This is a genomic window from Fibrobacter sp. UWB2 (assembly GCF_002210425.1).
GTDB lineage: Bacteria > Fibrobacterota > Fibrobacteria > Fibrobacterales > Fibrobacteraceae > Fibrobacter > Fibrobacter elongatus.
The window spans coordinates 611,395-632,627 of sequence record NZ_MWQK01000002.1; the positions used below are offsets into that span (position 1 = coordinate 611,395).

The 21,233-nt window shown below is 50.4% G+C and carries 21 protein-coding genes; 18 read left to right on the top strand and 3 right to left on the bottom strand.

Annotation, left to right across the window (positions count from 1 at the left end; translation table 11 throughout):
* The first annotated feature begins 98 nt into the window (after positions 1–98).
* The 12 genes from B7982_RS05970 (at position 99) to B7982_RS06025 (ending at position 11,297) form a co-directional block, all read left to right on the top strand.
* Positions 99–2,630 (top strand): ATP-dependent helicase, encoded by a 2,532-nt coding sequence (locus B7982_RS05970; protein WP_088659956.1) that lies wholly within the window; start codon positions 99–101, stop codon positions 2,628–2,630.
* A 133-nt stretch (positions 2,631–2,763) separates the two neighbouring features.
* Positions 2,764–3,045 (top strand): Asp-tRNA(Asn)/Glu-tRNA(Gln) amidotransferase subunit GatC, encoded by a 282-nt coding sequence (gatC, locus tag B7982_RS05975; protein WP_015732335.1) that lies wholly within the window; start codon positions 2,764–2,766, stop codon positions 3,043–3,045.
* A 58-nt stretch (positions 3,046–3,103) separates the two neighbouring features.
* Positions 3,104–3,856 carry a 3-deoxy-manno-octulosonate cytidylyltransferase gene (locus tag B7982_RS05980; protein WP_088660020.1) on the top strand — a complete coding sequence of 251 codons (753 nt, stop codon included), beginning with the start codon at positions 3,104–3,106 and terminating at the stop codon, positions 3,854–3,856.
* Positions 3,843–4,325, top strand: coding sequence for a helix-hairpin-helix domain-containing protein (locus B7982_RS05985; RefSeq protein WP_233138392.1), 483 nt, complete (start codon positions 3,843–3,845; stop codon positions 4,323–4,325). The genes B7982_RS05980 and B7982_RS05985 overlap by 14 nt, the downstream gene beginning before the upstream one ends.
* A gap of 33 nt (positions 4,326–4,358) precedes the next feature.
* A complete protein-coding gene (locus tag B7982_RS05990) occupies positions 4,359–5,270 on the top strand; it encodes a hypothetical protein (RefSeq protein ID WP_088659957.1) in 912 nt (303 codons plus the stop codon).
* Positions 5,267–6,256, top strand: coding sequence for a hypothetical protein (locus B7982_RS05995; RefSeq protein ID WP_088659958.1), 990 nt, complete (start codon positions 5,267–5,269; stop codon positions 6,254–6,256). Before B7982_RS05990 ends, B7982_RS05995 begins: the two co-directional genes overlap by 4 nt.
* Position 6,257: 1 nt before the next feature.
* Positions 6,258–6,800: a 16S rRNA (guanine(966)-N(2))-methyltransferase RsmD gene (gene rsmD, locus B7982_RS06000; protein WP_088659959.1), complete on the top strand. Its 543-nt coding sequence runs from the start codon at positions 6,258–6,260 to the stop codon at positions 6,798–6,800.
* Positions 6,801–6,819: 19 nt separating this feature from the next.
* On the top strand, positions 6,820–7,401 hold the full coding sequence (gene coaD, locus B7982_RS06005; RefSeq protein ID WP_088659960.1) for a pantetheine-phosphate adenylyltransferase: 582 nt from the start codon (positions 6,820–6,822) through the stop codon (positions 7,399–7,401).
* A complete protein-coding gene (locus B7982_RS06010; protein ID WP_088659961.1) occupies positions 7,388–8,278 on the top strand; it encodes a rhomboid family intramembrane serine protease in 891 nt (296 codons plus the stop codon). Before coaD ends, B7982_RS06010 begins: the two co-directional genes overlap by 14 nt.
* Positions 8,278–9,237, top strand: a complete 960-nt coding sequence (locus B7982_RS06015; RefSeq protein WP_088659962.1) for an adenosine kinase — start codon at positions 8,278–8,280, stop codon at positions 9,235–9,237. The genes B7982_RS06010 and B7982_RS06015 overlap by 1 nt, the downstream gene beginning before the upstream one ends.
* A 10-nt stretch (positions 9,238–9,247) precedes the next feature.
* Positions 9,248–9,697 carry a hypothetical protein gene (locus B7982_RS06020; RefSeq protein ID WP_088659963.1) on the top strand — a complete coding sequence of 150 codons (450 nt, stop codon included), beginning with the start codon at positions 9,248–9,250 and terminating at the stop codon, positions 9,695–9,697.
* Positions 9,698–9,716: 19 nt separating this feature from the next.
* A complete protein-coding gene (locus B7982_RS06025) occupies positions 9,717–11,297 on the top strand; it encodes a choice-of-anchor I family protein (protein WP_088659964.1) in 1,581 nt (526 codons plus the stop codon).
* 38 nt (positions 11,298–11,335) lie between these two features.
* Here B7982_RS06025 and B7982_RS06030 read toward each other — a convergent pair whose 3' ends face one another.
* Positions 11,336–13,969: an ATP-dependent helicase C-terminal domain-containing protein gene (locus B7982_RS06030; RefSeq protein WP_088659965.1), complete on the bottom strand. Its 2,634-nt coding sequence runs from the start codon at positions 13,967–13,969 to the stop codon at positions 11,336–11,338.
* 121 nt (positions 13,970–14,090) lie between these two features.
* Positions 14,091–14,555, bottom strand: coding sequence for a hypothetical protein (locus B7982_RS06035; RefSeq protein WP_088659966.1), 465 nt, complete (start codon positions 14,553–14,555; stop codon positions 14,091–14,093).
* Between the two features lie 98 nt (positions 14,556–14,653).
* Between B7982_RS06035 and B7982_RS06040 the strand changes: the two genes are divergently transcribed.
* The 3 genes from B7982_RS06040 to B7982_RS06050 all read left to right on the top strand — a co-directional run bounded on the left by B7982_RS06040 (position 14,654) and on the right by B7982_RS06050 (position 17,385).
* Entirely contained in the window at positions 14,654–15,925 is a 1,272-nt protein-coding gene (locus B7982_RS06040) for a BamA/TamA family outer membrane protein (protein ID WP_233138393.1), read from the top strand.
* Positions 15,926–16,044: 119 nt separating this feature from the next.
* Entirely contained in the window at positions 16,045–16,635 is a 591-nt protein-coding gene (locus B7982_RS06045; RefSeq protein WP_014547160.1) for an inorganic diphosphatase, read from the top strand.
* Between the two features lie 234 nt (positions 16,636–16,869).
* Positions 16,870–17,385 carry a hypothetical protein gene (locus B7982_RS06050; RefSeq protein WP_233138394.1) on the top strand — a complete coding sequence of 172 codons (516 nt, stop codon included), beginning with the start codon at positions 16,870–16,872 and terminating at the stop codon, positions 17,383–17,385.
* Between the two features lie 125 nt (positions 17,386–17,510).
* Here the strand turns inward: B7982_RS06050 and galE are convergent, their stop codons facing one another.
* Positions 17,511–18,527, bottom strand: a complete 1,017-nt coding sequence (galE, locus tag B7982_RS06055; protein WP_088659968.1) for a UDP-glucose 4-epimerase GalE — start codon at positions 18,525–18,527, stop codon at positions 17,511–17,513.
* A gap of 57 nt (positions 18,528–18,584) precedes the next feature.
* Here galE and B7982_RS06060 point away from each other — a divergent pair, with 57 nt between their 5' ends.
* Genes B7982_RS06060 through B7982_RS06070 form a run of 3 tightly spaced genes read left to right on the top strand, consistent with a single transcriptional unit; the run spans position 18,585 to position 21,217 of the window.
* On the top strand, positions 18,585–19,748 hold the full coding sequence (locus B7982_RS06060; protein WP_088659969.1) for a mechanosensitive ion channel family protein: 1,164 nt from the start codon (positions 18,585–18,587) through the stop codon (positions 19,746–19,748).
* A 21-nt stretch (positions 19,749–19,769) separates the two neighbouring features.
* Positions 19,770–20,033, top strand: a complete 264-nt coding sequence (locus tag B7982_RS06065) for a chorismate mutase (protein ID WP_014547164.1) — start codon at positions 19,770–19,772, stop codon at positions 20,031–20,033.
* Entirely contained in the window at positions 20,033–21,217 is a 1,185-nt protein-coding gene (locus B7982_RS06070; protein ID WP_088659970.1) for a prephenate dehydrogenase/arogenate dehydrogenase family protein, read from the top strand. The genes B7982_RS06065 and B7982_RS06070 overlap by 1 nt, the downstream gene beginning before the upstream one ends.
* Positions 21,218–21,233 lie beyond the last annotated feature (16 nt).

Here is a 21,233-nt window from a genome sequence, read left to right on the forward strand (position 1 = left end):
ATTGACCAATAACCATTGGCTATTTCCTAATGCCTAACCCCTAAAACCTACAACCTATTTTCTATATTGCACATCTGTATATCGACTAGGAGTGCTAGATGGACGATTTTGTAGAATGCAATGTTGTTGATGATAGTGTTTTAGATAAAGAGTTGAACCCGGAACAGGCCGCTGCCGCGAAGAAAATTAACGGCCCGATGCTGATTTTGGCCGGTGCAGGTTCAGGAAAGACGCGTTGCATTACTTACAAGATTGCTCATCTGGTTTCGTACCACAATATCGATTCCAATCGCGTGCTTGCGGTGACCTTTACGAACAAGGCCGCTCGCGAAATGAAGGACCGTATCCAGAAGCTTTTGAATTGCCGTAAGCCGTTCACGTGGATGGGCACGTTCCACTCCGTTTGCCTTAAGCTTTTGAAGCTCTGCTTGGCGAAAGAATCCGTAATCAAGGCGCTTGGCGGCAAGTGGTTTGATGCAAACTTTTCCATTTACGATGACGACGACCAGAAACGCATCCTCAAGGAAATCTTGAAGGACGATCTTGGCGATGATTACGATGTAAATGAGCTGAAGAAGGTCCATAGCGCGATTTCCCGTTTCAAGAATACGGTCTTGTACAAGAATGACAAGGCTGTCTTGCAGACGCCGGATGTGGCGGCTTTGAACGCTGAATTTGCCGATGAAGAACGCAAGGCCCGCTATTATGCGGCTTACCAGAAAAAGCTTGCGGAATCGAACGCGATGGACTTCGACGACCTGCTGTTCAATACGGTTCGCATGTTGCAGATGGTCCCGAATTTGGCGGAACAGCTGAGAATGCGTTTCCAGTACGTTGTCGTGGACGAATACCAGGATACGAACGACGTCCAGTATGAACTTTTGAAGTTGCTCATCAACAGGGATACGAAAAACGTAACGGTGGTGGGCGATGACGACCAGAGTATTTACGGTTGGCGTGGCGCAAACATCAAGATTATCCGTAACTTCCACCGCGATTTTGCTCCGGTGACGATTGTCAAGCTCGAACGCAATTACCGCTCGACCGCGAACATCGTTAAAGGCGCTGGTTCTGTGATTGCGCATAACGTCCGCCCTGCCGAAATGCAGAAGAACGTGTTCTCCAAAGAAGAAGCGGGCGAGCTTATTCACGTGCGCTATTTTGAAGATGACCGTGCCGAAGCATCGAACATTGCAAAGACGGTGGCTCAGGCGGGTCCTGATTTTTATGCCAAGACGGCAATTTTCTACCGCACGAACGCGCAGTCCCGAGTGCTTGAAAAGGCGCTCAACGATTTGCGCATCCCGTCGGTGATTTTTGGCGGTACAAGATTCTGGGACCGCAAGGAAATCAAGGATGTACTTGCCTACTTGCGCGTGCTCGCTAACGAAAAAGACGATGCCGCTTACTTGCGTGTGATTAACACTCCGCCGCGTGCCATCGGCAAGACTACAGTCGAAGGCGTGCTCGCCAAGGTGAAAGCGGGCGAGGGTTCGTTCTGGGACAATTTATTGGCCGAGGCGAACGGCACGGGGCGCGGCGCTCCGAAGCTTAAGGTTTTTACGGACCTTGTGACGAACTGGAAGAACATGATGACTTCTGGCGAGTATCCGCTTCCGATTCTTGCTGAACATATCATCAACGATACGGGCTATAAGGACTTCTTGCGCAAGGAAGACGAAGTCACTGCCGACGAACGAATTGCGAACTTGGACGAAATGATTAACGCTATCCGTGAATTTGACGAAGAACATCCGGGCGCAACGCTCGATGCGTTCTTGCAGGATATTTCGCTTTTGACGGATGGCGACAAGAAGGTCGATACGTCGAAGGGCCTTGTGACGCTCATGACGATTCACATGGCAAAGGGCTTGGAATTCAATACGGTTCATTTGGCGGGTTGCGATGACGAAATCTTCCCGCTTGTGCGTGGAACTTCTATGCTCTCGATGGCCGAAATCAACGAGCAGATGGAAGAAGAACGCCGTTTGTTCTATGTGGGCTGTACCCGTGCCGAAAAGAAACTTTATCTGTACCATGCGGAACGCAGATTCTTCCAGGGGAATATCCGTCCGTTTGCGCCGTCGCGCTTCCTAAAGGAATTGGATCCGTCCGTTGTCGACTTTACGCCGTGCTTGAATACACGTCCGTCTGTTCCTGATTTTGTCGGCAATACGCGCTCCAAGCCTTCTTATGGTTCTTACGGCTCGTCGAACTATGGCTCTCGTCCGTCCTATGGCAATTCGGGCACGGGCAATTCCTATGGAAACCGCTCGTTTGGCGGTGCCTCCCACGGCAGTAGCTTTGGCGGATCCCGTAGCGGTTTTGGCGGGTCTTCGTTTGGTTCTCGCCCGGCACCTGTTCCGGCGTCCATCAAGAAGAACGATAAGCACATTGTTTACCGCAATCCGGTGAAGGTTGTAAAGGCTCCTGCTCCGTCCGGCCCGACTATCGAGTACGATAATCCGTACCACGAGGGTGCACGCGTTCGCCATTCCAGGTATGGAACGGGCGTGATTATGAAGGCTTATGGTAATGGCGACAACGCTCGTGTCGATGTGCGCTTCGACCGCGAGAACATGAACCGCACCATCATCCTCAAATACGCTGCATTGGAAGTGATTGGATAGCGGCTCCGCTGCAGTTACTAGTTAATAGTTGGTGGTTATTAGAATTTTTAATAAAAATCATCTAGTAACTAGTAACTCATAACTAGGAACTCTTATAAAAATTCTATTTTATTTCTCGAAAAATGAGGTAATCATGCTTGAACGTGAAGAAGTTTTGAAGCTCGCGAAGTTGTCTCGCTTGAGCATCGCAGAAGAAGATATTCCGGCAATCAAGGGTCACTTGGACAAGATGCTCGACCATCTCGAAGCATTGAAGGCTTTGGACCTTTCTAACGTGGAACCGATGACCGCTGTCGAAAACGGCGCAACCATCCTCCGCGAAGACGTGCCGGTGCAGGGCTTTACGCTCGATCAGGCTTTTGCAAATGCTCCGGCTGTCGAAAACGACCACTTCGCCATCCCGAAGGTGATGTAGTCGGCGCACTTGCCCGACGCATTTGCCGAATTTCGCGCATTTCGTTACGCATTTCGCTTTGAACAAGGTCAGCTGCATCGTTCCTGCCCGCATGGGCTCGTCCAGATTTCCGGGGAAACCTCTCCTGAAGCTCAACGGCAAGGAGATGATTGTCCGTACTATGGAACGGGCGCTCCTTGCGGATTGCTTTGACCGCATTGTCTGCGCAACGGACAGTCCCGAAATCGAGGCTGTGGTCACGGCGGCTGGCTTTGATTGCGTGATGACTGGCGAATGTGCAACAGGTTCCGACCGCGTGGCGGAGGCCGCTAAAAAGCTCGGCCTTGATCTGGTCGTGAATCTCCAGGGCGACGAGCCTCTCGTTGAACCTTCCGTGCTCCGCGATGTCGCGAAAGACCTCTCGGAACACCCCGACTGCTGGGTGACGGTCGCATGCCCGTTGAACCCTGCAGAAGCTGAACTCAAGACTGTCGTGAAAGTGCTCGTGCGCGACGGTGTGGCGGTTGACTTTACAAGGTCTGTGCCGCCTGCAGAAGCGAACCGCTGGTTCCAGCACCAGGGCATTTACGCATACTCCCGCGAAGCCCGTGACGAGTTTGCATCGCTCCCGCAGAACAAGATTGAGCTGGAACGCTCGTTAGAGCAGATGCGAATCTTAGGGCGCCGCCCCATCCGCATTGTCCAGAGCGCTTACCCGAGCATTTCCGTGGACGTCCCTGCGGACGCAGCCCACGTCGAGAATATTTTGCTAGATCGCTTGTTATATCCTTGTTTTGATGAACCTCTCAAAAAAGGCAATGAACGCATCTGAAAAAAGAATTCTCAAACTCGCAATCATCCTCTTTATCATTGGCTTAACTGTCCGCTACCTCCCGTGGGGACTCCCGTCTATCGAAACGTTCGAAGTCGGTGACGCCATTATTGTTGCAAATGCATCTCCGGCGATTACTGACGGAGTTCCTCCTGCGGATACGAGTGCGGTCCTGGCTAGCGATACCGACAAAGTAATACCCCTTGCGGATCCAGGCCCGAAATCGACCGAGCATTCCTCCGAACATCACCGGAAAGCAAAGAAAAAAGTCTCGTTTCCGCTAAATATCAATACGGCGAGCGCCGATGATCTGTGCGCCATAAAGGGGGTGGGACCCAAGCTTGCCGAGAAAATTGTCGAGCGTAGGACTGCTGCAGGGCCGTTCAAGGGGCCTTCTGACCTCAAAAAAGTGCATGGAATTGGAAAGAAAAAGCTTGAAACAATGTTACAATCGATAATTTTTGATTAGTTTTAGGATATAAAACTTTACATAAGCATATTTATGAGCGATACGAAGTTATATCTAGGCATTGAAGTTGGTGATACTTCCATGAAGGTTGCCCTTGTGGACGCTTCTGCAAAGAAGGTGGTCAAGGCGGCTGTTCTCCCGACGGAGAGCAACCCCATTTACGATATTTTCCTTTTTGAAAGCATGCTCCAGCAGTGGGTGGACGAGAACCAGATCAAGGATATCGAGGCGACTTCTGTCACGATGCCTGCGACGATGTCGATTATCCGCAAGGTCTATGTGCCGCAGGAGGCTGTCGCGAACAAGGATCAGTACCTCAAGTGGTATATGGAACTTTTCTCGAACGCCGATGTGAGCGCCTACGTTGTGGACTCGATTACGTTAAGTGGCGACGATACCTTGGGGTATAACGAACTCATCATGGCTGTCCGCAAGGAATGGGTCGAAGCTCTGCGCAAGGGTTTCCGTTCCCGTATCCTCTCGCCGAAGTCGATGGAAGTCGATGTGCTCTCGCTTATGAACGTGATGGATGTTGGCGAAAAAATCAAGGATGCGGTTTGCGTGGTGAAGGCGGACTTCGCCGGCGTGACGCTTGCCTGGATGCGCCGTGACGAACTCCTCGCTTTGCGCTGCGTCTCGACGCTTTCGATGGTCGGCAAGACCGAAGATGTGGCGTACCCGATTCTCGCCAATGAAATTGTTGAACAGATGAAGCTTGTCCAGTCCGAAAACGCCGTCAATGGTGTGACAGACGTGCGCCTTTGCGGTGAAATGGCTTCGAACGAAGAGTTTGTGAATATTCTCTTAGGAAAGTTGGGCGACTACAAGGTCTCGTTGATGACCGAGTTCTCTCAGCTCCCGAGTGACGAAAGCGTGAACCCCGTTGATATGATTTGCTGTGTCGGTGCCGTCGGTGCTGCGCTCAATCAGATGGAGGGTGTATGATTCATATGAACCTTATTGCGGTGGCGGAAAAGAATTCCTCCATCGGTAGCGTTTCGCAGCATCTGCATGTCACGAATGTCGCGGATGTGGAACGCCAGTATAAGAGAAAGTATTTGACTGTTGCCGCTATAGTTGTGGCTGCAGTTCTTGGCTTAAGCGGTTATTTGAGCATGAATGGCGTTCCGGCGGCGTTGGAAGGCGTGTTCCCGGACTCTTACCTCAACTTGATTGGGGCTAAGTCGGCTTCGACATCTAAGACGGCCTCTGCCGGTCCGACCGCCGAAGAGATTGCAAAACAGAAGGAAGCCTTGGCAAAGGCTCGTGCCGCCATGCCTGTAAAGGACATCGTTGGCGAAATCCAGCCGCAGGCTCTGTTTAATAACAAACGAACAGGCTACGGCAGTTACTTGCCTCTCGAAAAGCTCTCGTTCCAGAAGACTTCGCTTCCGCAGTTCCTCTCTTTCTTGAACACGGCTGTGCCGGACGATATCGGGTTCTCGGAATGTGTGTTCCAGGCTCCGAACTATTATTACTTGCGCGGTGTTGCCATGAAGGCTTCTTCGCAGCATACTCTCATGGATAGACTTAAGGCTGTGAGTAAGCAGTTCCAGTCGCCGATTGCCTCTGAAGCGGCTACCGAAGTGGCTGCGTTTGGCCAGTTCAATGTTCCGCAGGTGCGCCTCGATGCCGTGCGTGGCTTTGTCCCCACAGCTGAAATTGGTGCAGAAGTCAAGGCTTTCAAGTCTCTTGCGACTACGAATAAGGTACAGCTGAAGGGCCTCGAAAAGCCTGTTGTCGAAGACTTTGGCGTGTTTAAGCGCTATGCGTACAACGTTTCGTCGACGGCGGACTTTGCCGACTTGCTGAATTTCTTGAACACATTTGCAAATTCCCCGATCCGCATGGGTATCCCGAAGGCAGAACTCAAGTTCGCCAAGAAGTTCTTGATTACGAACATGCGTGTCGAAATGTTCGTTCTCCGTTAGTATGCCGATTCGTATTACTGGCGGTTCGTTGCGGGGGCGCAACATCGAGTCCCCGGATACTATGAAAACGCGTCCGACGGCTTCCCGCACTAGGGAAGCTCTCTTTAACATTTTGCAAGGCGTCGATGGGTTCCGCATGCTGGACCTTTTTGCCGGCAGTGGCATTATGGGGCTCGAGGCGTTGAGCCGTGGGGCCGCAAGCGTTACAGCTGTGGAACTTGCTCGTGTGCAGGCGAAGATGATTGAACGCTCGTACAAGTCGGTCGGTATGGATTCCAGACTCAGGCTTTTGGAAACGAGCGTTTTGACTTTGAAAAAGGAAATTGTCTGTGCGGATGGCGGTTTTGACCTGATTTATGCGGATCCGCCGTTCAAGGACATGGATTACCCGGACTTGCGCCCGTTTATCGAATGGCTTAACCTTGGTGGAGTGGCCGTTTTTGAGGCTCCGAGCCGCAAGTTGCCCGAATGGGCCAAGGGGGAGGATTTTCAGGGGCAAGTTCGTCGCTATGGCGAGTCGTCGCTGATTATTTTCAGGGCGTGATTTTTGTAAATTATACCACATGGTGTGGAAATCAAAAGCACAGAAGAAATCGATTGTGGAGGCAGGCCGTGAACGCCGTGTGGCGGTGTTTGCAGGTTCCTTTGATCCGTTTACCGTAGGTCACTTTGACCTTGTGAAGCGTGCCGCAGGCCTCTTTGATACCCTTGTTGTGCTTGTCGCCCAGAATGCAAGCAAGAAAAACTTGTTTGACGCCGAGACGCGCAAGGCGATGGTGGAGGCGGCAGTCTCTGAATTCTCAAATGTGAAGGTTGCTGTCCATGGCGGTTTGACAGTTGATTTTATGAAGTCCGTCGGGGCGCATTACCTGGTTCGTGGCGTTCGCAGTTCCGCAGACCTAGATGCCGAACAGGCTGTAGCCTGGAACAATAAGGTTATCTATGGGGATGGCGATGTCGAGACGGTGCTTTTGCTCAGTGCGCAGGAACACCTCGTGGTGAGTAGCACCCTCGTGCGTGAACTCCTCAAGTGCGGTGCCGCTAAGAGCGCATCCGAACAGAAATCGCTCCTCTCTAAATATGTGCCAAAGAACATGGTCTCCATGCTTTTAAAAGAGTTTAGGAAGAATTATGAAGCCATTTAAATATTTGCCCAAGGCGTTGCAGACGCTGTTGCTTGCGAATGCCGCTGTTTTTATTATCGCATTCCTGGGACGCGGACTTGAAATCAACCTGGGCGCCGGTTACGGGAGCCTCACGGATTACATCAGCTATTATGGCGCATTTATGCCGAGAGTCCCGCTTGAACTGTGGCGCTACGTGACGTACATGTTCATCCACTTTGACTTTATGCATTTCTTCTTCAATATGCTGATGCTCTGGATGTTCGGTTCCGAAGTGGCAGAATGGATGGGGTCGCGTCATTTTATCTCGATGTATTTTTTCTGTGGAATCTTTGCGGCGCTGTTCAGCTTCTTCATGTGCTTGCTCGGACTCACGAACAATCCGATTATCGGTGCGTCGGGCGCCTTGATGGGTGTCTTTGTCGCTTACTACAAGTTCTTCCCGGATCGTGTCATCCTCATGTTCTTTGTCATCCCGATGCGAATCAAGAACGCCATGTGGGTGATGATTGCGCTTGATATTCTCTTTGCAAATTCGGGGGACATGATTGCACACTTTGCCCACTTGGGCGGTGTCGTGGCCGGTTTCCTTTACATGGCGGTTTTCCAGAACGGACCGAAGGTGCTTTACAACTCTCCGCTTTCGGCTATTTTCCGCCTGTTCTCCAGCAATCCTGAAAAGTATAATCGAGGCCGTTCTTCGCGCTCTTCCCATAGCGATAGCGTTGAAGAACCGGAAGTTCTCGAAGGTGAAGTGTTCTACGTAAATGAACAGAAGCGCATGGACGAAATCCTCAAGAAGGTGGAACGCGAAGGCCTCCAGTCCTTGAGTGAATCGGAACGTGATTTTTTATTAAAAGCGGGTGACAAGTTGCGTCGCCGTCGCGGAGGATTCTAATGAAGAAAGTTCTTGGTATGGGCGCTGCCCTTGTTGATATTTTGGCAAACGTGAGCGATGAATGGATTGCTGCACAGGGTGTCCAGAAGGGCGGCATGAACATGGTCGACTGGCCGCAGATGGAAAAGTTCCTTGGTGCACTCGAAAATCCGATTCGCGTGCCGGGCGGCTCTACTTGCAATACCATGGTCGGTCTTTCCCGCTTGCATGGCAAGGCTGCCTTTATTTCGAAGATTGGCGATGATGAACTCGGCAAGCTTTTCCAGGAACACTTGAAGAATAACGGCGTGGAATCGAAGCTCGGAATGAGCGATGTCGCTACGGGTTGCGTGTTCTCTGCCGTGACTCCGGATGCCCAGCGCTCCATGTGGACTTACCTTGGCGCTTCGGACTTCCTCGGTTCGGATGACTTTACTCCGGCTCTCTATGATGGTGTGGGCCTCCTCTATGCAGAAGGTTATCGCGCATTTAACGGTGAATGCTTCAAGAAGTCGTTTACTCTGGCTCGCAGCCTCGGTGTAGAAACGGCTCTTGACTTTAGCTCGTTCGGCGTTGTCGAAGCTTGCCGCAAATTGTTCGATGAACTTTTCGAAGAAAAGATGATTGATATCATCATCGCTAACGAAGACGAAGCTTACGCTTATGCAGGCGTCAAGGAAGAAGCTGCCCTCGAAGTCTTGGCCAAGAAGGCTAAGGTTGCGGTCGTGAAGATTGGCAAGCGTGGCGCCTTGATTGCTAAGGATGGCGTGGTGACTCGCGTATCTGCGGGTGCTGCAAAGGCTATTGATACGACGGGTGCCGGTGACCTCTGGGCATCGGGATTCCTCTATGGTTACATGAACGGCTGGGATATGGAACGCTCGGGCAAGCTCGGTAGCATCGTCTCGAACGAAGTGGTCCAGGTGATGGGCGCCCAGATTCCGGAAGAAGGCTGGCAGCGCATTTACGCCCAGATGTAATTGAGGGTATATGGTTTCTGTTGTTCGTTCTTTTGTGAAGTCGTGGACTTTGAGTGCCTTAATCGTGCTTGCTTTTGCAGGTGCTGCAAATGCGGCTGGAAATGCTGCTGAAAAAAGTGATGCCGAAAAGGCTGAACTTGTCGCTGAAATTGCCGTGCGCGATAGCGTGATGGCGATTCACGACAGCGTCTGCATCGTTGAAAAGAAAGCTCTCCGTTCGGACTTAGAAATCGAAAGAGCCAAGTGCGAAAACTGGGAACAGAGCTATAACACACTGAAGAAGAACAACGAAACTTGCGCCAAGGCGTTGAGCGTTGCTGTACAGGCAAGTCAGGAACAGGCTGAAAAGCAAAAAGCCAAGGAAAAAGAAAAGGAAAAGTCTGATGTCGTGATGCAGTCTGCATCTATGGCGGCAAGCTTTGGACTTGGCATGCTTATCATGTGGCTGATTCTGGATTAACTTTTTTTGAGGGATTGAAATGAAAAAAACGACATTTGTCTTGAGCTTGCTTTTGGGCGCAGGTCTTGCAATCGCTAAAAAGTCTGATGTTCCGACGGGACCGTTCCATTGGGGAACGACGCTTAAGCAAATTGCTTCAATCCCCATGACCACTGCTGAAATTTCGGCGTTTATGCCCGAAAAGAAGGTGCTGTTTGTCGTTGGCGGAGAAAATGTTCTCGAAGTGGTTGATTTGGCTGACCCCGCAAATCCGAAAAAGATAAGCGAAATCAAGTTGCCGGGGGGCGCCTCTAGCGTAACGGTCAATGGAGACCTTGTTGCCGTAAGTCTCTTGAACAATCCCGAATGGAAAATGGGCCATGTGCAGGTGATGCGCTACAACAAGAAACTCGAAGTTCTTGGAAAGCATGAACTGTGCTACATGCCCGATATGATTACGTTTACGCCGGATGGTACAAATTTGCTCGTGGCCTGCGAAGGCTCTCCGGACGAGACGTTCTCGGAAGATCCGGAAGGCGGCATTGGCGTTTTGTCGATTGCAGGCGTGAATGCGTCGGCGAGTGCAGCTGATTTAGCTAGGACTTGGAAAAAGCCGCAAAAGACGGTTGTCGGATTTGGTGAACTGGATTCGCTTGCATTGATGGCTAAAGGCATCCGTAAGACGGGCGTGAAGAGTTTTGCGCAGTCGCTTGAACCGGAATACATTACGGTTTCTGGTGATGGAAAGACGGCTTGGGTGAGCTTGCAGGAAAACAATGCAATCGTCAAGTTTGATGTCGAAGCGAAGAAAATCCTGGATGTGTTCCCGCTCGGTTATGTGGACCATTCCAAGCCGGGATTTGGCCTGGACATCAAGAAGAACAAGAAAATTGAAATCAAGAATTATCCGCTGCGCGGCCTTCGCCAACCCGATGGAATTTCGGCGTTCAGCGCAGGTGGAAAGACGTTTGTGCTCACGGCGAACGAGGGCGCTCCGGTCAACGATTACAAGGCCTGGACGGATGTGACAACTCCGATGATGCTCTTGCAGAATGGTGTCATTGATCCGAGTGTGTTTACGTCGCAAGTGCTTGAAGATGTGAAGAACATCTCCGTGAGCAATTTGGAACGCTGCAATGTTGTGCCTGATAAGACCGAAAATGGAATGTGTCCTTACATGTACAGCTTTGGAACGCGCTCGATTAGCATTTTCGATGGCGAAACAGGGCACCTGATGTGGGATTCGGGCGACGCTTTTGAACAGATGATGGCCCAGATGGCGCCTGATTACTTTAACTGGAATTCCAAGAAGGGTAAAGTCAAGATGGATGCCCGCAGCGAAGATAAGGGCTGCGAACCGGAAAACGTGACAACGGGTGTTGTTGGCGATAAGCGCTATGCATTTGTCGGGCTGGAACGCTCGAGTGTCGTTGCCGTGTTTGACATTGCGGGCGTTGAAAACGGAAATACGCCGAAGATTGTGGATTATTACTTGAATCCGAAAGATCGCGGCCCTGAAGGCATCTTGTTTATCCCTGCCGAAAAGAGCCCGAATGGCGAACCGCTTTTAATTGTAGGCTTTGAGTACAGCAAGACTCTTGCTGTATATAGCGTGAAATAGAACTTAGATGGCGGTTTGGGTCCGCCATGACGCCATGGCTACATTACACTTTCCGGCCACGGGTGCTTTGGATAGCGCCCGCGGAGTTCCTTGCGGACCTCGGCGTAGGTGTTTTGCCAGAAGCTTGTGAGGTCCCATGTCTTTTGTATCGTGCGGAAGTTCGGTGCGAGAATGTCGTAACGCACTTTGAGCTTGCCGTCGGCGATTTTATGCTCGCCGCGGAGTTGCATGAAGTCTTCTATGCGTGCAGAAATCTCAACGAGAACGCCGTCTGCACTTTGTACAATCTTGCCGCTGCTCTGTTCATCGGCTGTGGCGACCGCTTGGTAACTATAGCGGGCTCGCTTGCCGTTTGGCAGTACGTAATGATCGGGGAATGTCTTTTGCAACCAGGCTAACATCGACTTTCCGAAGTAATCTTCGACGATGTTGCGGTAGCGGTCTTCGTTGATGTCTCGCAAAAGGAATATGCCATCCGTGAGCTCGTTGAAGATAAGTTCCATATCTTCTTCGTTGAATTCTGGGAGCCCGTATTCTGGGTAAAGCTTTGCGGCAAGGCGCATCTTGATGAGGAGCGTATGCAAATTTTCTGTGAGGTAGCGGCCACTCCAGTTTTCTTTTTCGAGCTTGTCGCGCCAAGCTTCGGCGGTGAGCTCTTTGAGTTTTTCGAGAATTTTGGGCGATGCTTCTTGCGGGAGAATTTCTTTACGGCTTGTTTCGCGAACGTCGCCGTTGGGGCTTTCGCTTTCGTGAATCTCGACGCCGATAAAGCGTTCTTGACCGCTGCGCCATAAAAGTTCGTAACGAATGATATCGCTTTCTCCGCCGAGCAATTCTTTGGGCACGGGCGCGTAAAGGCTCACGCGAAGTTCGGATTTGCTACCGCCACCCGTGCGGAGCATGGAGAGCGCAAGCAATGCGTAAGGCGGCTCTGACACTTGCAAACGGATGGTGTTGCCGTTGCTCAATTTGTAAACGTTTCCGCTTGGAGTGGCGAGGGCATCCGGGAATGCGGCGAGAAGCTGTTGCGCGATGAAATGTGAAGACAGAGCTTCGCTCTTTTTGGGGGAGGGACGAGCGGACGTCTCCTTGAGTGTATCGCGGAAGTCGCGCAGTTGCTTTAGCGTGAACGAGACTTCTCGCGGAACGTTGATGGCTTTTGAAAGTGTATCGCTTGCAAGCGTGAGCAAGTTGAGCGTATTTTTAGATTTCTGTACAAACTCTGTGCCGGAATGAATCCAAGCCATGGCGGCGAGGAGCAAGTCGGGGAGGTCTGCGGCGCAAGTGGCTTTAGCCAAAATCAATGCGAGCGGAATGTTTGAAATTGGCGTTTGGATGGCGCGCTTGCCAAGTTCTGTGATGCGGCCGTCTTGCAGCATGCCGAATTTCTCGAGCATCGCGGTAGCGACTTTTTCGCGCGCTTCTGGAATTGCCGTAGGCAGTTTTATTTGGGATTGCTTCGCCCCTTTGGGGCTCGCAATGACGTCATCATCAATTGTCACCCTGGAGCCGTTAGGCGATAGGGCCCATGAATCTTCGAGCGCTGCTTTTTGCAATAAAAGTTCCGAGGGCTCGATTTGCAAGACTTCGGGCACGATGCCTTGTGGCATGTGCTTCTCGGCATCTTCGGTCCAGAGGCGGATGGCGCAACCGTTCTGTGTACGGCCGCTACGGCCACTGCGCTGGATGGCGTTCTGCAACGAAATCGGGAGCGTGCGGAGAACGTTCACTTTTTCACTATCATCATATTCACTGACGCGCTCAATGCCGCTATCGACAACGCCTGTGACGTTGGGGACTGTGATAGACGTTTCTGCAATGTTGGTCGTAAAGATGACGCGCGGGCGTTCCGTCTCTTCGAAAATGCGGTCTTGCGTTTCGCGGTCTTGACCGCCGTAGAGTTCAAGGAACTCGGCGATATTGTCGCCCAGAGCTTCGCTCGCGGCGGTGTGGCATTTGGCAATTTCGGCTTTACCCGGCAAGAATACAAGCGTTGTCTGCCAAACGTTATTGCGGTACAAAGTGCGCAATGCACGGACGACTTCGCTTTCGATTCCTTGGCCTGCGCTGATGTTTGTGCCTGCTGCGGGCTTCTGGTGAAGAATTTGTACGGGATAAAGCGGATGCCCGAGTTCCAAGCATTTGACGCCGAGCGCTTGTTCCATTTCTTCGCGGTTGAGCTTTGCACTCATGACGGCGATTCTTGGCGCTTTGATACTTTCACTACCTGAAGTTTGGCTTGCTGCTTGCAATTTGAGCAAGTACGCAAAGAGCAAGTCCATGTCGGCTTTGCGTTCGTGGTATTCATCGAAGATGACCCATTCCGCATTCATCTTGCCGTGCAGAAGCTCCTGCAAAAAGTTACCGTACGTTTGGAACAAGATTCTCGTAGCGCTAGATTTGCAACTGTCTTGGCGGAACTGGTAACCGACGGTCTTGCCGCAGGGCTCGTTGTGGAGTTTTGCTGAGTACTGCGCGAGGGCGAGGGCTGCGATGCGTCTCGGTTGCAACACGACAATGCGACCGCTAAAGTGATTGCTCAAGAACCACGGGATGTACAAAGACTTACCGCTACCGGTGGGCGCTTCGACGAGCAAGTTGTTCGTCTTGTTGACTGCGTCTACGAGCTTTTGTTCTTCTTCGGCAATGGCTAAATCTTTGTACGTGCGCATTGTAGATGTTCTCTTTAGGTTTCTTTAAACAACAGACCCCGGCGCATTGACCGGGGTATATAAATTAAATCTTTTCGCTTCTCTCGTCTCTAGTCTGTGAGCGAAGCGGTCTTTAGTCTGACTAAGCTTTCGGGTATCTCAGCTTTTCGCCGGTAGCTTCATCAATGTAGGGGTGCTTGCCTTCACGGAACTTCTGGTTGATGACCAGGTTCTGGAGTCTTCTGCGGATACCTGCTTCAGTTTTGCAGAAGAAGAACACGACCTTGTTTGTACCCGGAACCTGGAACACAGCGAGCTTAAACTTCTGCGAAACGGCACGACGGAAAAACTTGATATCTTCTTTCTTCGGAATCACCTGATCGCTGCCCGGCTTGATTTCGCAAATCATGTCGGCATCGGCGAGCAAAGCCTTGGACTTCTGCTGGAGGGCAAGGAAGTTCGGTTCGGTGCTCTTGCGGATGTTTTCCATGTTGAACGGGCTTCTGGCTTTCAGGCCCTTGAGCGCACCACGGATAACAAAAAATAAAGCGACGACCACGACCAGGATAATCAGGTAGGGCCAGTTGTTTGCTAAAAAGTCTAACATAATCACCTCAATTTGGTGCCTCAAATATAGCAATTTTTATGAGTTTCGCCAAAACCGCATGCGAATGCCTTTTGTATCTTTGATTCGTGAAATTTTTTGTGAAGACTTTTTTGTTGGCGGGGCTCGTTTCTGCCTTTGCATCTGCAAATGCCGCAGAGTCGGATTCGCTGCGTGTGGATTCCGACCTGTGCAGCGATGGTGCAAAAATCGAATCGATTGAGTTTGAAGGCCTGGAACATACGAAGCCTCGTGTGGTGTGGCGCGAACTTACGCACAAGGTTGGGGGCACTTTTTCACAGAAGGCTTTTGAATCGGAGAAGCTTCGCCTCCAAGACTTGGACCTCTTTACGGATATTTACGTTTCTTGTAAAAATGGAAACGTCGTTTATAATTTCAAAGAAATCTTCCGTTGGATTCCATCGCCGGATAGCAAGACAACTGACCGCGATGGTCTTATGCTTGGACTTGCGCTTGCGAACCTGAATGTGCTTGGCGAAGACATTCGTGCCGAAGTGCACTACCGCACGGCTATCGATCCGTTCTTTGAAAATAACGAGTATGCCTTTTACGCGAGTTCGCCATATTTGTTTGGCATCCCGCTTGGTTGGAATATTGATTTTACGCGAACCGATAGCTGGGACGATCTCCGTGAATTCAAGGACGCGAGTTGGTTGTTGAGTTTGGACTTGAATTGGAAATTTGTTCCGCATTATTCGCTTTTAGGAAAGTTGACTTATCGCTATCTTGAAAAAGGACCTGGCGTGCTACCGGAATTTGGGCTTGGCTTTGCCGTGGACTACCGCGATAGCGAACTCGATACCCGCAAGGGAATTTATTTTGAAAGCGATGTGACGCATGTGGGCGTTGGCGGAAAGCGCGGCGAAAATTTTGTCGAATTCTTGGAAGATGCTCGCGCTTACTATTCGATCGGTCGTTTTGTTACGGGGGCAACAGCGCTTGTTCGTTTGCGTCCGGGCGATGTAAAGCGCTATGATTATTTCTATCATGGCGGTACAAACTCTTTCCGTGGTCTTAACAGTCCGGATGCGGAGCATTTGGGCGTTCATGAAATGCTCTTGAATCTTGAAGAGCGTTTTGTGCTGTTGGAACGCCGTTCGGCATCGCTGTGGGGAATTAACTTCTTTTACGGAATCCAGCTGGTGGCAGGTTTTGATGCAAGCGTGCTTTGGGACAAGGGGGCTCCTGGTTGGAAAAATTACGAAGGGGCTGTCTATGGTGGTTTGCACATCGTAATCCCTGCGCTTGACCGAATCCGTTTTGAAGTTGGCTACAGCCCCGATACGGGAAAACCGAAGTTTAGTTGGGGTATCTTGGGCAAAACGACAACGCAGCGCTGGCGGAGTAGGTAATTCGGTTTTGAATATACTTTGGTAAAAAAAGACTTTACAATTTCCGAATAAATACTAAATTAGGGATTATATTTGTAATAAAAAGATAATGAGGCTCAATGTGGGCCGACGGAGAATAAATGGCAATAAACTACTTGGATCTTCCAATTGGACGCAAGTATCCTTACGAAGTGGACTGCGTCGTGGAAATCGGCAAAGACACGAACTTGAAGTATGAATATGACGAACGCTTGCATGTGTTCCGTCTTGACCGTTGTCTTTTGAGCTCTATGAGCTACCCTTGCACGTATGGTTTTATCCCGAGCACCAAGGCTGACGATGGTGATGCTTTGGATATGCTCATTTACAGCCCGGCATCTATGATTACGGGTACGGTTTGTACGTGCCGCGTGATTGGCGCACTTGACATGACCGATGGTGGCAAAAAGGACTACAAGGTTTTGGGCGTGCCGGTGTTTAACCCGCGTCCGTTCTGCGACATTACTGACGTGGACCAGATGTTCCTCCGCATTACGAAGAACTTCTTCCAGAACTACAAGGAACTGGAAGGCAAGGACGTACAAATTGGTGAATGGAAGGATGCCGCTTTTGCCCGTGAAAAGGTGATTGCCGCTCACAAGGCCTACTTTCAGAACCAAGTCCAGGTGCCGGAATCCTGCTACCAGGAACCCGAACATGATGAAAAAATAACGGCTGAGGAGTTGATATAAGCCGAGAGTCGCGGGAGACCGCTTGCGGGCTCACATGACCGAGGCGCAATATCTAGAAAAACAACGAAGTTGTTTTTTATTTATCTAAAGTCTTGGAATTTGCGCATTATAGAATTTATCTATGGTCCTGCCTGCTTGGCGGGACCATTAAATTTTTTTATCAAAATGTTTGTTTTGTTACAAAATATTTAATATATTATTTTTGTTGTAACAATTAAAGTATAATGAGGTCATATGAATAAGCTTGTGCTTACTTGCGCCATGTCGTTGATGCTCCTTAGCACATCTGCAATGGCTTTGACGATTAACATCAATCCGAAGAAGGAGGAAAAATCTAATACCGTGTCTCCTCCTCCGCCACCTCCGTCTCAGGTTGTTTCTACAAACACGTCGACGATTACTTGCAGGTTTGCAGAACCGAAGTGCGACCGTCATGACAGAATTCATGCTGAACGTTATAGAAACGATCAGAAGATGTACAGCCGTGGCGAATGCTATCGTGGCGATAAGGAACGCAAGTTCGATTTCTATTGCGACAATGGTGAAGTCTGGATGCAGATTGATTACCGCCGTGACCGCGCTGAAGAAATCAAGTGCATGGACCCGAAGCGTCATAAGTTCTATACGGTAAACAGCGTTCGCGAATGCGAAAAGACTCGCCATAACGTCGATCGTCCGGATGCGTCGCCGCTGCATAAGCAGAATGTTGACCGTGCTCATGACCGCAATCGTCATGGCTATCGTGACTAACTTTGCGTAAAAGTTTAGCGAACGTCTGCTCGCTTGCTGAAATTAAAAAGCCTCTCGCTTAAAGCGGGAGGCTGAATTTTTTGTTAAGGAGATTCCCGCTCGGAGGCGGGAATGACAATGCTGGCTTAGCCCTTGTAACCCTTGGGGTTGTTCTTTTGCCAGTTCCAAGCGTCGCGGCACATTTCTTCGATGCCGTACTGGGCCTTCCAACCGAGCTCGTCGAATGCCTTTTGCGGGTTGCAGTAGCAAGTGGCGATGTCGCCTGCGCGACGCGGCTTGATGCTGTACGGAATCTTGACGTTGTTGACTTTTTCGAATGCTTTTACGACATCGAGCACGGAGTAGCCGTGACCTGTACCCAAGTTATAAATGGCGAGGCCGCACTTGCGTTCGATAGCCTTGAGTGCGCTCACGTGGCCAGAAGCGAGGTCGCAAACGTGTATGTAGTCGCGGACGCCGGTGCCATCCGGGGTGTCATAGTCGTTGCCGAACACGCCGAGTTCCTTGCGGAGGCCGACTGCGGTCTGCGTGATGTAAGGCATTAAGTTGTTTGGAATGCCGTTCGGGTCTTCGCCGATGCGTCCGCTCGGGTGTGCACCAATCGGGTTGAAGTAACGGAGCAAAACGATGTTCCATTCCGGATCAGCCTTTTGCACGTCGCGGAGGACTTCTTCGAGCATGGACTTCGTCTGTCCGTAGGGGTTGGTGCATTGGCCCTTAGGGCAAGCTTCGGTAATAGGGATTTGAGCCGGGTTACCGTAAACGGTTGCCGAAGAACTGAAAATGAGATTCTTGCAGCCGTGATTACGCATGGCGTGGAGCAACACGAAAGTGGCGTTCATGTTGTTTTCGTAGTATTCGAGTGGCTTCGCGACGGATTCACCGACAGCCTTGAGACCTGCAAAGTGGATGCAGGCGTCAAACTTGTTTTCGCTGAAAATCTTGTCCATGGCGGCAGCGTCACGGACATCGGCCTTGACGAACGGAATGGGGGAGCCGACAAGCTCTGCTACGCGGCGGAGCGATTCATTGCTTGAGTTTACAAGGTTATCGACGACGACAACGGAATGACCTGCTTTGTAGAGTTCGATGATGGTGTGGCTACCGATATAACCTGCGCCACCCATAACAGCTATTTTCATGTCTGCTCCAATGATAAAAGTTCGGTGCATAATATACGAAATTTTTAGATTGTAGGCATGAACGATTACTACCAATTTGCGATACTTTCTGCAGTTGTTTTGGCTGTTTATGCCTTTTTGTATTTCGTAGTGCATCCGCTTGCGAAATGGATTGCCATAAAGACTCCGAACAAGTTTGATGACTTGCTTGTGAAAAAGAAAGTGATTTCTCGTGCGCTCTTTTTTGTGCCGGTTATTATTTTAGTGCAGTCGTTCCCGTATGTGATTGCTAAAGAGCATTGGCTTTACGACTTTTGCGAACATATCGGAAATATTTTATTCACGGTAGCGGCGTTCTTGCTCGCGAGTGCGGTGCTCGATGTCATTGAAAGCCTAAATGAACGCAATGTGAAAATGAAGCTGCGCCCGATGCGTGGCATTTTCCAGGCCATTAAACTTGCAATGTTCTGCGTGGCGACGATTCTGGTGGCATCACAGATTGTGAATAAAAGTCCGGTGATTATTTTGTCGACACTTGGTGCCATGGCGACTGTCTTGTTATTGGTTTTCAGGGACTCGATTCTGGGATTGGTCTCTGGAATCCAGATAAACTTGTCGGACCTCTTGCGCAAGGGCGACTGGATTGAAATTGAACGCCACCATGCTGATGGCTCGGTCATTGACATTACGCTTACATCTGTGAAAGTACGTAACTGGGACAATACGGTTTCAGTGATTCCGGCGTACGACTTGATTACCAATTCTTTCCGTAATTGGCGCGGTATGCAGGAATCGGGCGGTCGCCGCATCAAGCGTTCGCTTTTTATTGACCAGCAGAGCATCCGCTTTTTGACGCCTGAAGAAATTGAAAAGTTCATGAAGATTGATGTGCTGCGCCCGTACTTGGAACAAAAGCTGGATGAAATCGGTGAAAATTCTGGCGTGTCGGAAAACGTCACTGTGACAAAACTGAATGGTCGCCATTTGACAAACATCGGAACGTTCAGGGCTTATTGCACGGCGTATCTCCGCAGCCGTAAGACGATTGCTCAAGACATGACGCTCATGACGCGTCAGCTTGCGCCAACGCCGACGGGGCTCCCGCTTGAAATCTATGCGTTTGCCAATACGGTGGAATGGATAGAATACGAAAATATTCAGTCCGATATTTTTGATTTTCTGATTGCATCGCTCCCGGAATTTGGGCTTTCGCTGTACCAGTATGCAAACCGCGTGCCGTAATTTTTTTCTACATTCGTCAATATGGATATTAATGAATGGCGCATTCGCATTGACGAACTTAATGATGAACTGATGTCGCTCCTCAACAAGAGGGCTACATACGCTGCTGAAATTGGGAAAATCAAGAAACAGAAAGGTTTGCCCGTTTTTGATGAAGGTCGCGAACAGTCTGTCTTGAATTTGGTCGCCGAGAAGGCCGCAAAGGCCGGTGGCCCGCTTTCTCCGGAATCGTTCCAGAATATTTTCCGTGTCATCATGGAAGAAACTCGCAAGGTGGAAGAATAATGGTTGCCCGCATTACTATGGTGGGGTTTGGCCTCTTGGCTAGCTCGATTGCTGCGGCCATCAAACAGGCTAAGCTTCCGACGAAGATTCGTGCTGTGAGTTCTCCTGCAACGCTCAAGCGTGCTCGTGAACTTGAACTTGCCGATGAATTTTTTGAATACGGTGAGACTGAAAAGTGGGCGAAGGATAGCGACCTGATTTTGCTCTGTGCGCCGATCCTCCACATTTTGAAGATGATTGATGCGCTCGGTAAAGTTTCGTGGGCTGGTGCTAATGCTGGCCGAGAAATCTTGGTGAGCGATATCGGTTCGACGAAAGTTGAAATTTGCAAGGCGGGCGTGCGCTTGCCGGCTCCGTTCCGCTTTGTCGGCAGCCACCCGATGGCGGGTTCCGAAAAACGCACTTGTGAATACAACGATCCTGCGATTTTTGAAAATGCATATTGGTTTGTCTGCCCGCCAGATGGAACGCCTGAATCTGTTTATGCCCCGCTTCTGGAAATTATCCGCTTTGTGGGCGCAAATCCTGTCGTGTTCCCGCCGGAACATCACGACCGCACGATGGCATGGGTGAGTCACATGCCGCAGATGCTGAGCTCAACGCTTGCCGGGAACTTGCCGGAACGCTTGCTCAAGCACAACTACCAGCATTTTGCAGGCCGCGCTTTCCGCGACATGACGCGCATTGCCGCTTCGGGTTGGGGAATGTGGCACGATATCGCCGTGACGAATCGCGACGAGACAACTCGTGCGCTTTGCGAAGTCCGTGATGGTCTCGACAAGACGATTGCGGCGATGAACGGGCTCAACGTCGTGAAGGACGGTAAGCCTGCTTCGGGTGATTTTGAAAATGACGAGCATAGCGTGGTTGCGGATAATTCGCAGGCGCTTGCCGATATTTTCAAGGCGGGTAACGATGGCCGTGCGAGCTTGTTTGCTCCGGGTCGCAATAACACCAACTCGTTCTACGAAATTACGGTCCAGCTCAAGGATAAGCCGGGCGCTCTGTTGAGCGTGATGCAGCCACTTGCCGAAGAAGGCATCAACATTCGCGACATAGAACTCATGAAGGTCCGCGAAAATGTGGCGGGTACGCTTTTGCTTGCGTTCAAGACTCAAGAAGAAGCGGCACGTGCCGTGAAGACGCTGCAATATTTGGAATACGAAGTTAAAGAAAGACGTTAATTTGCTTAAGGAATAG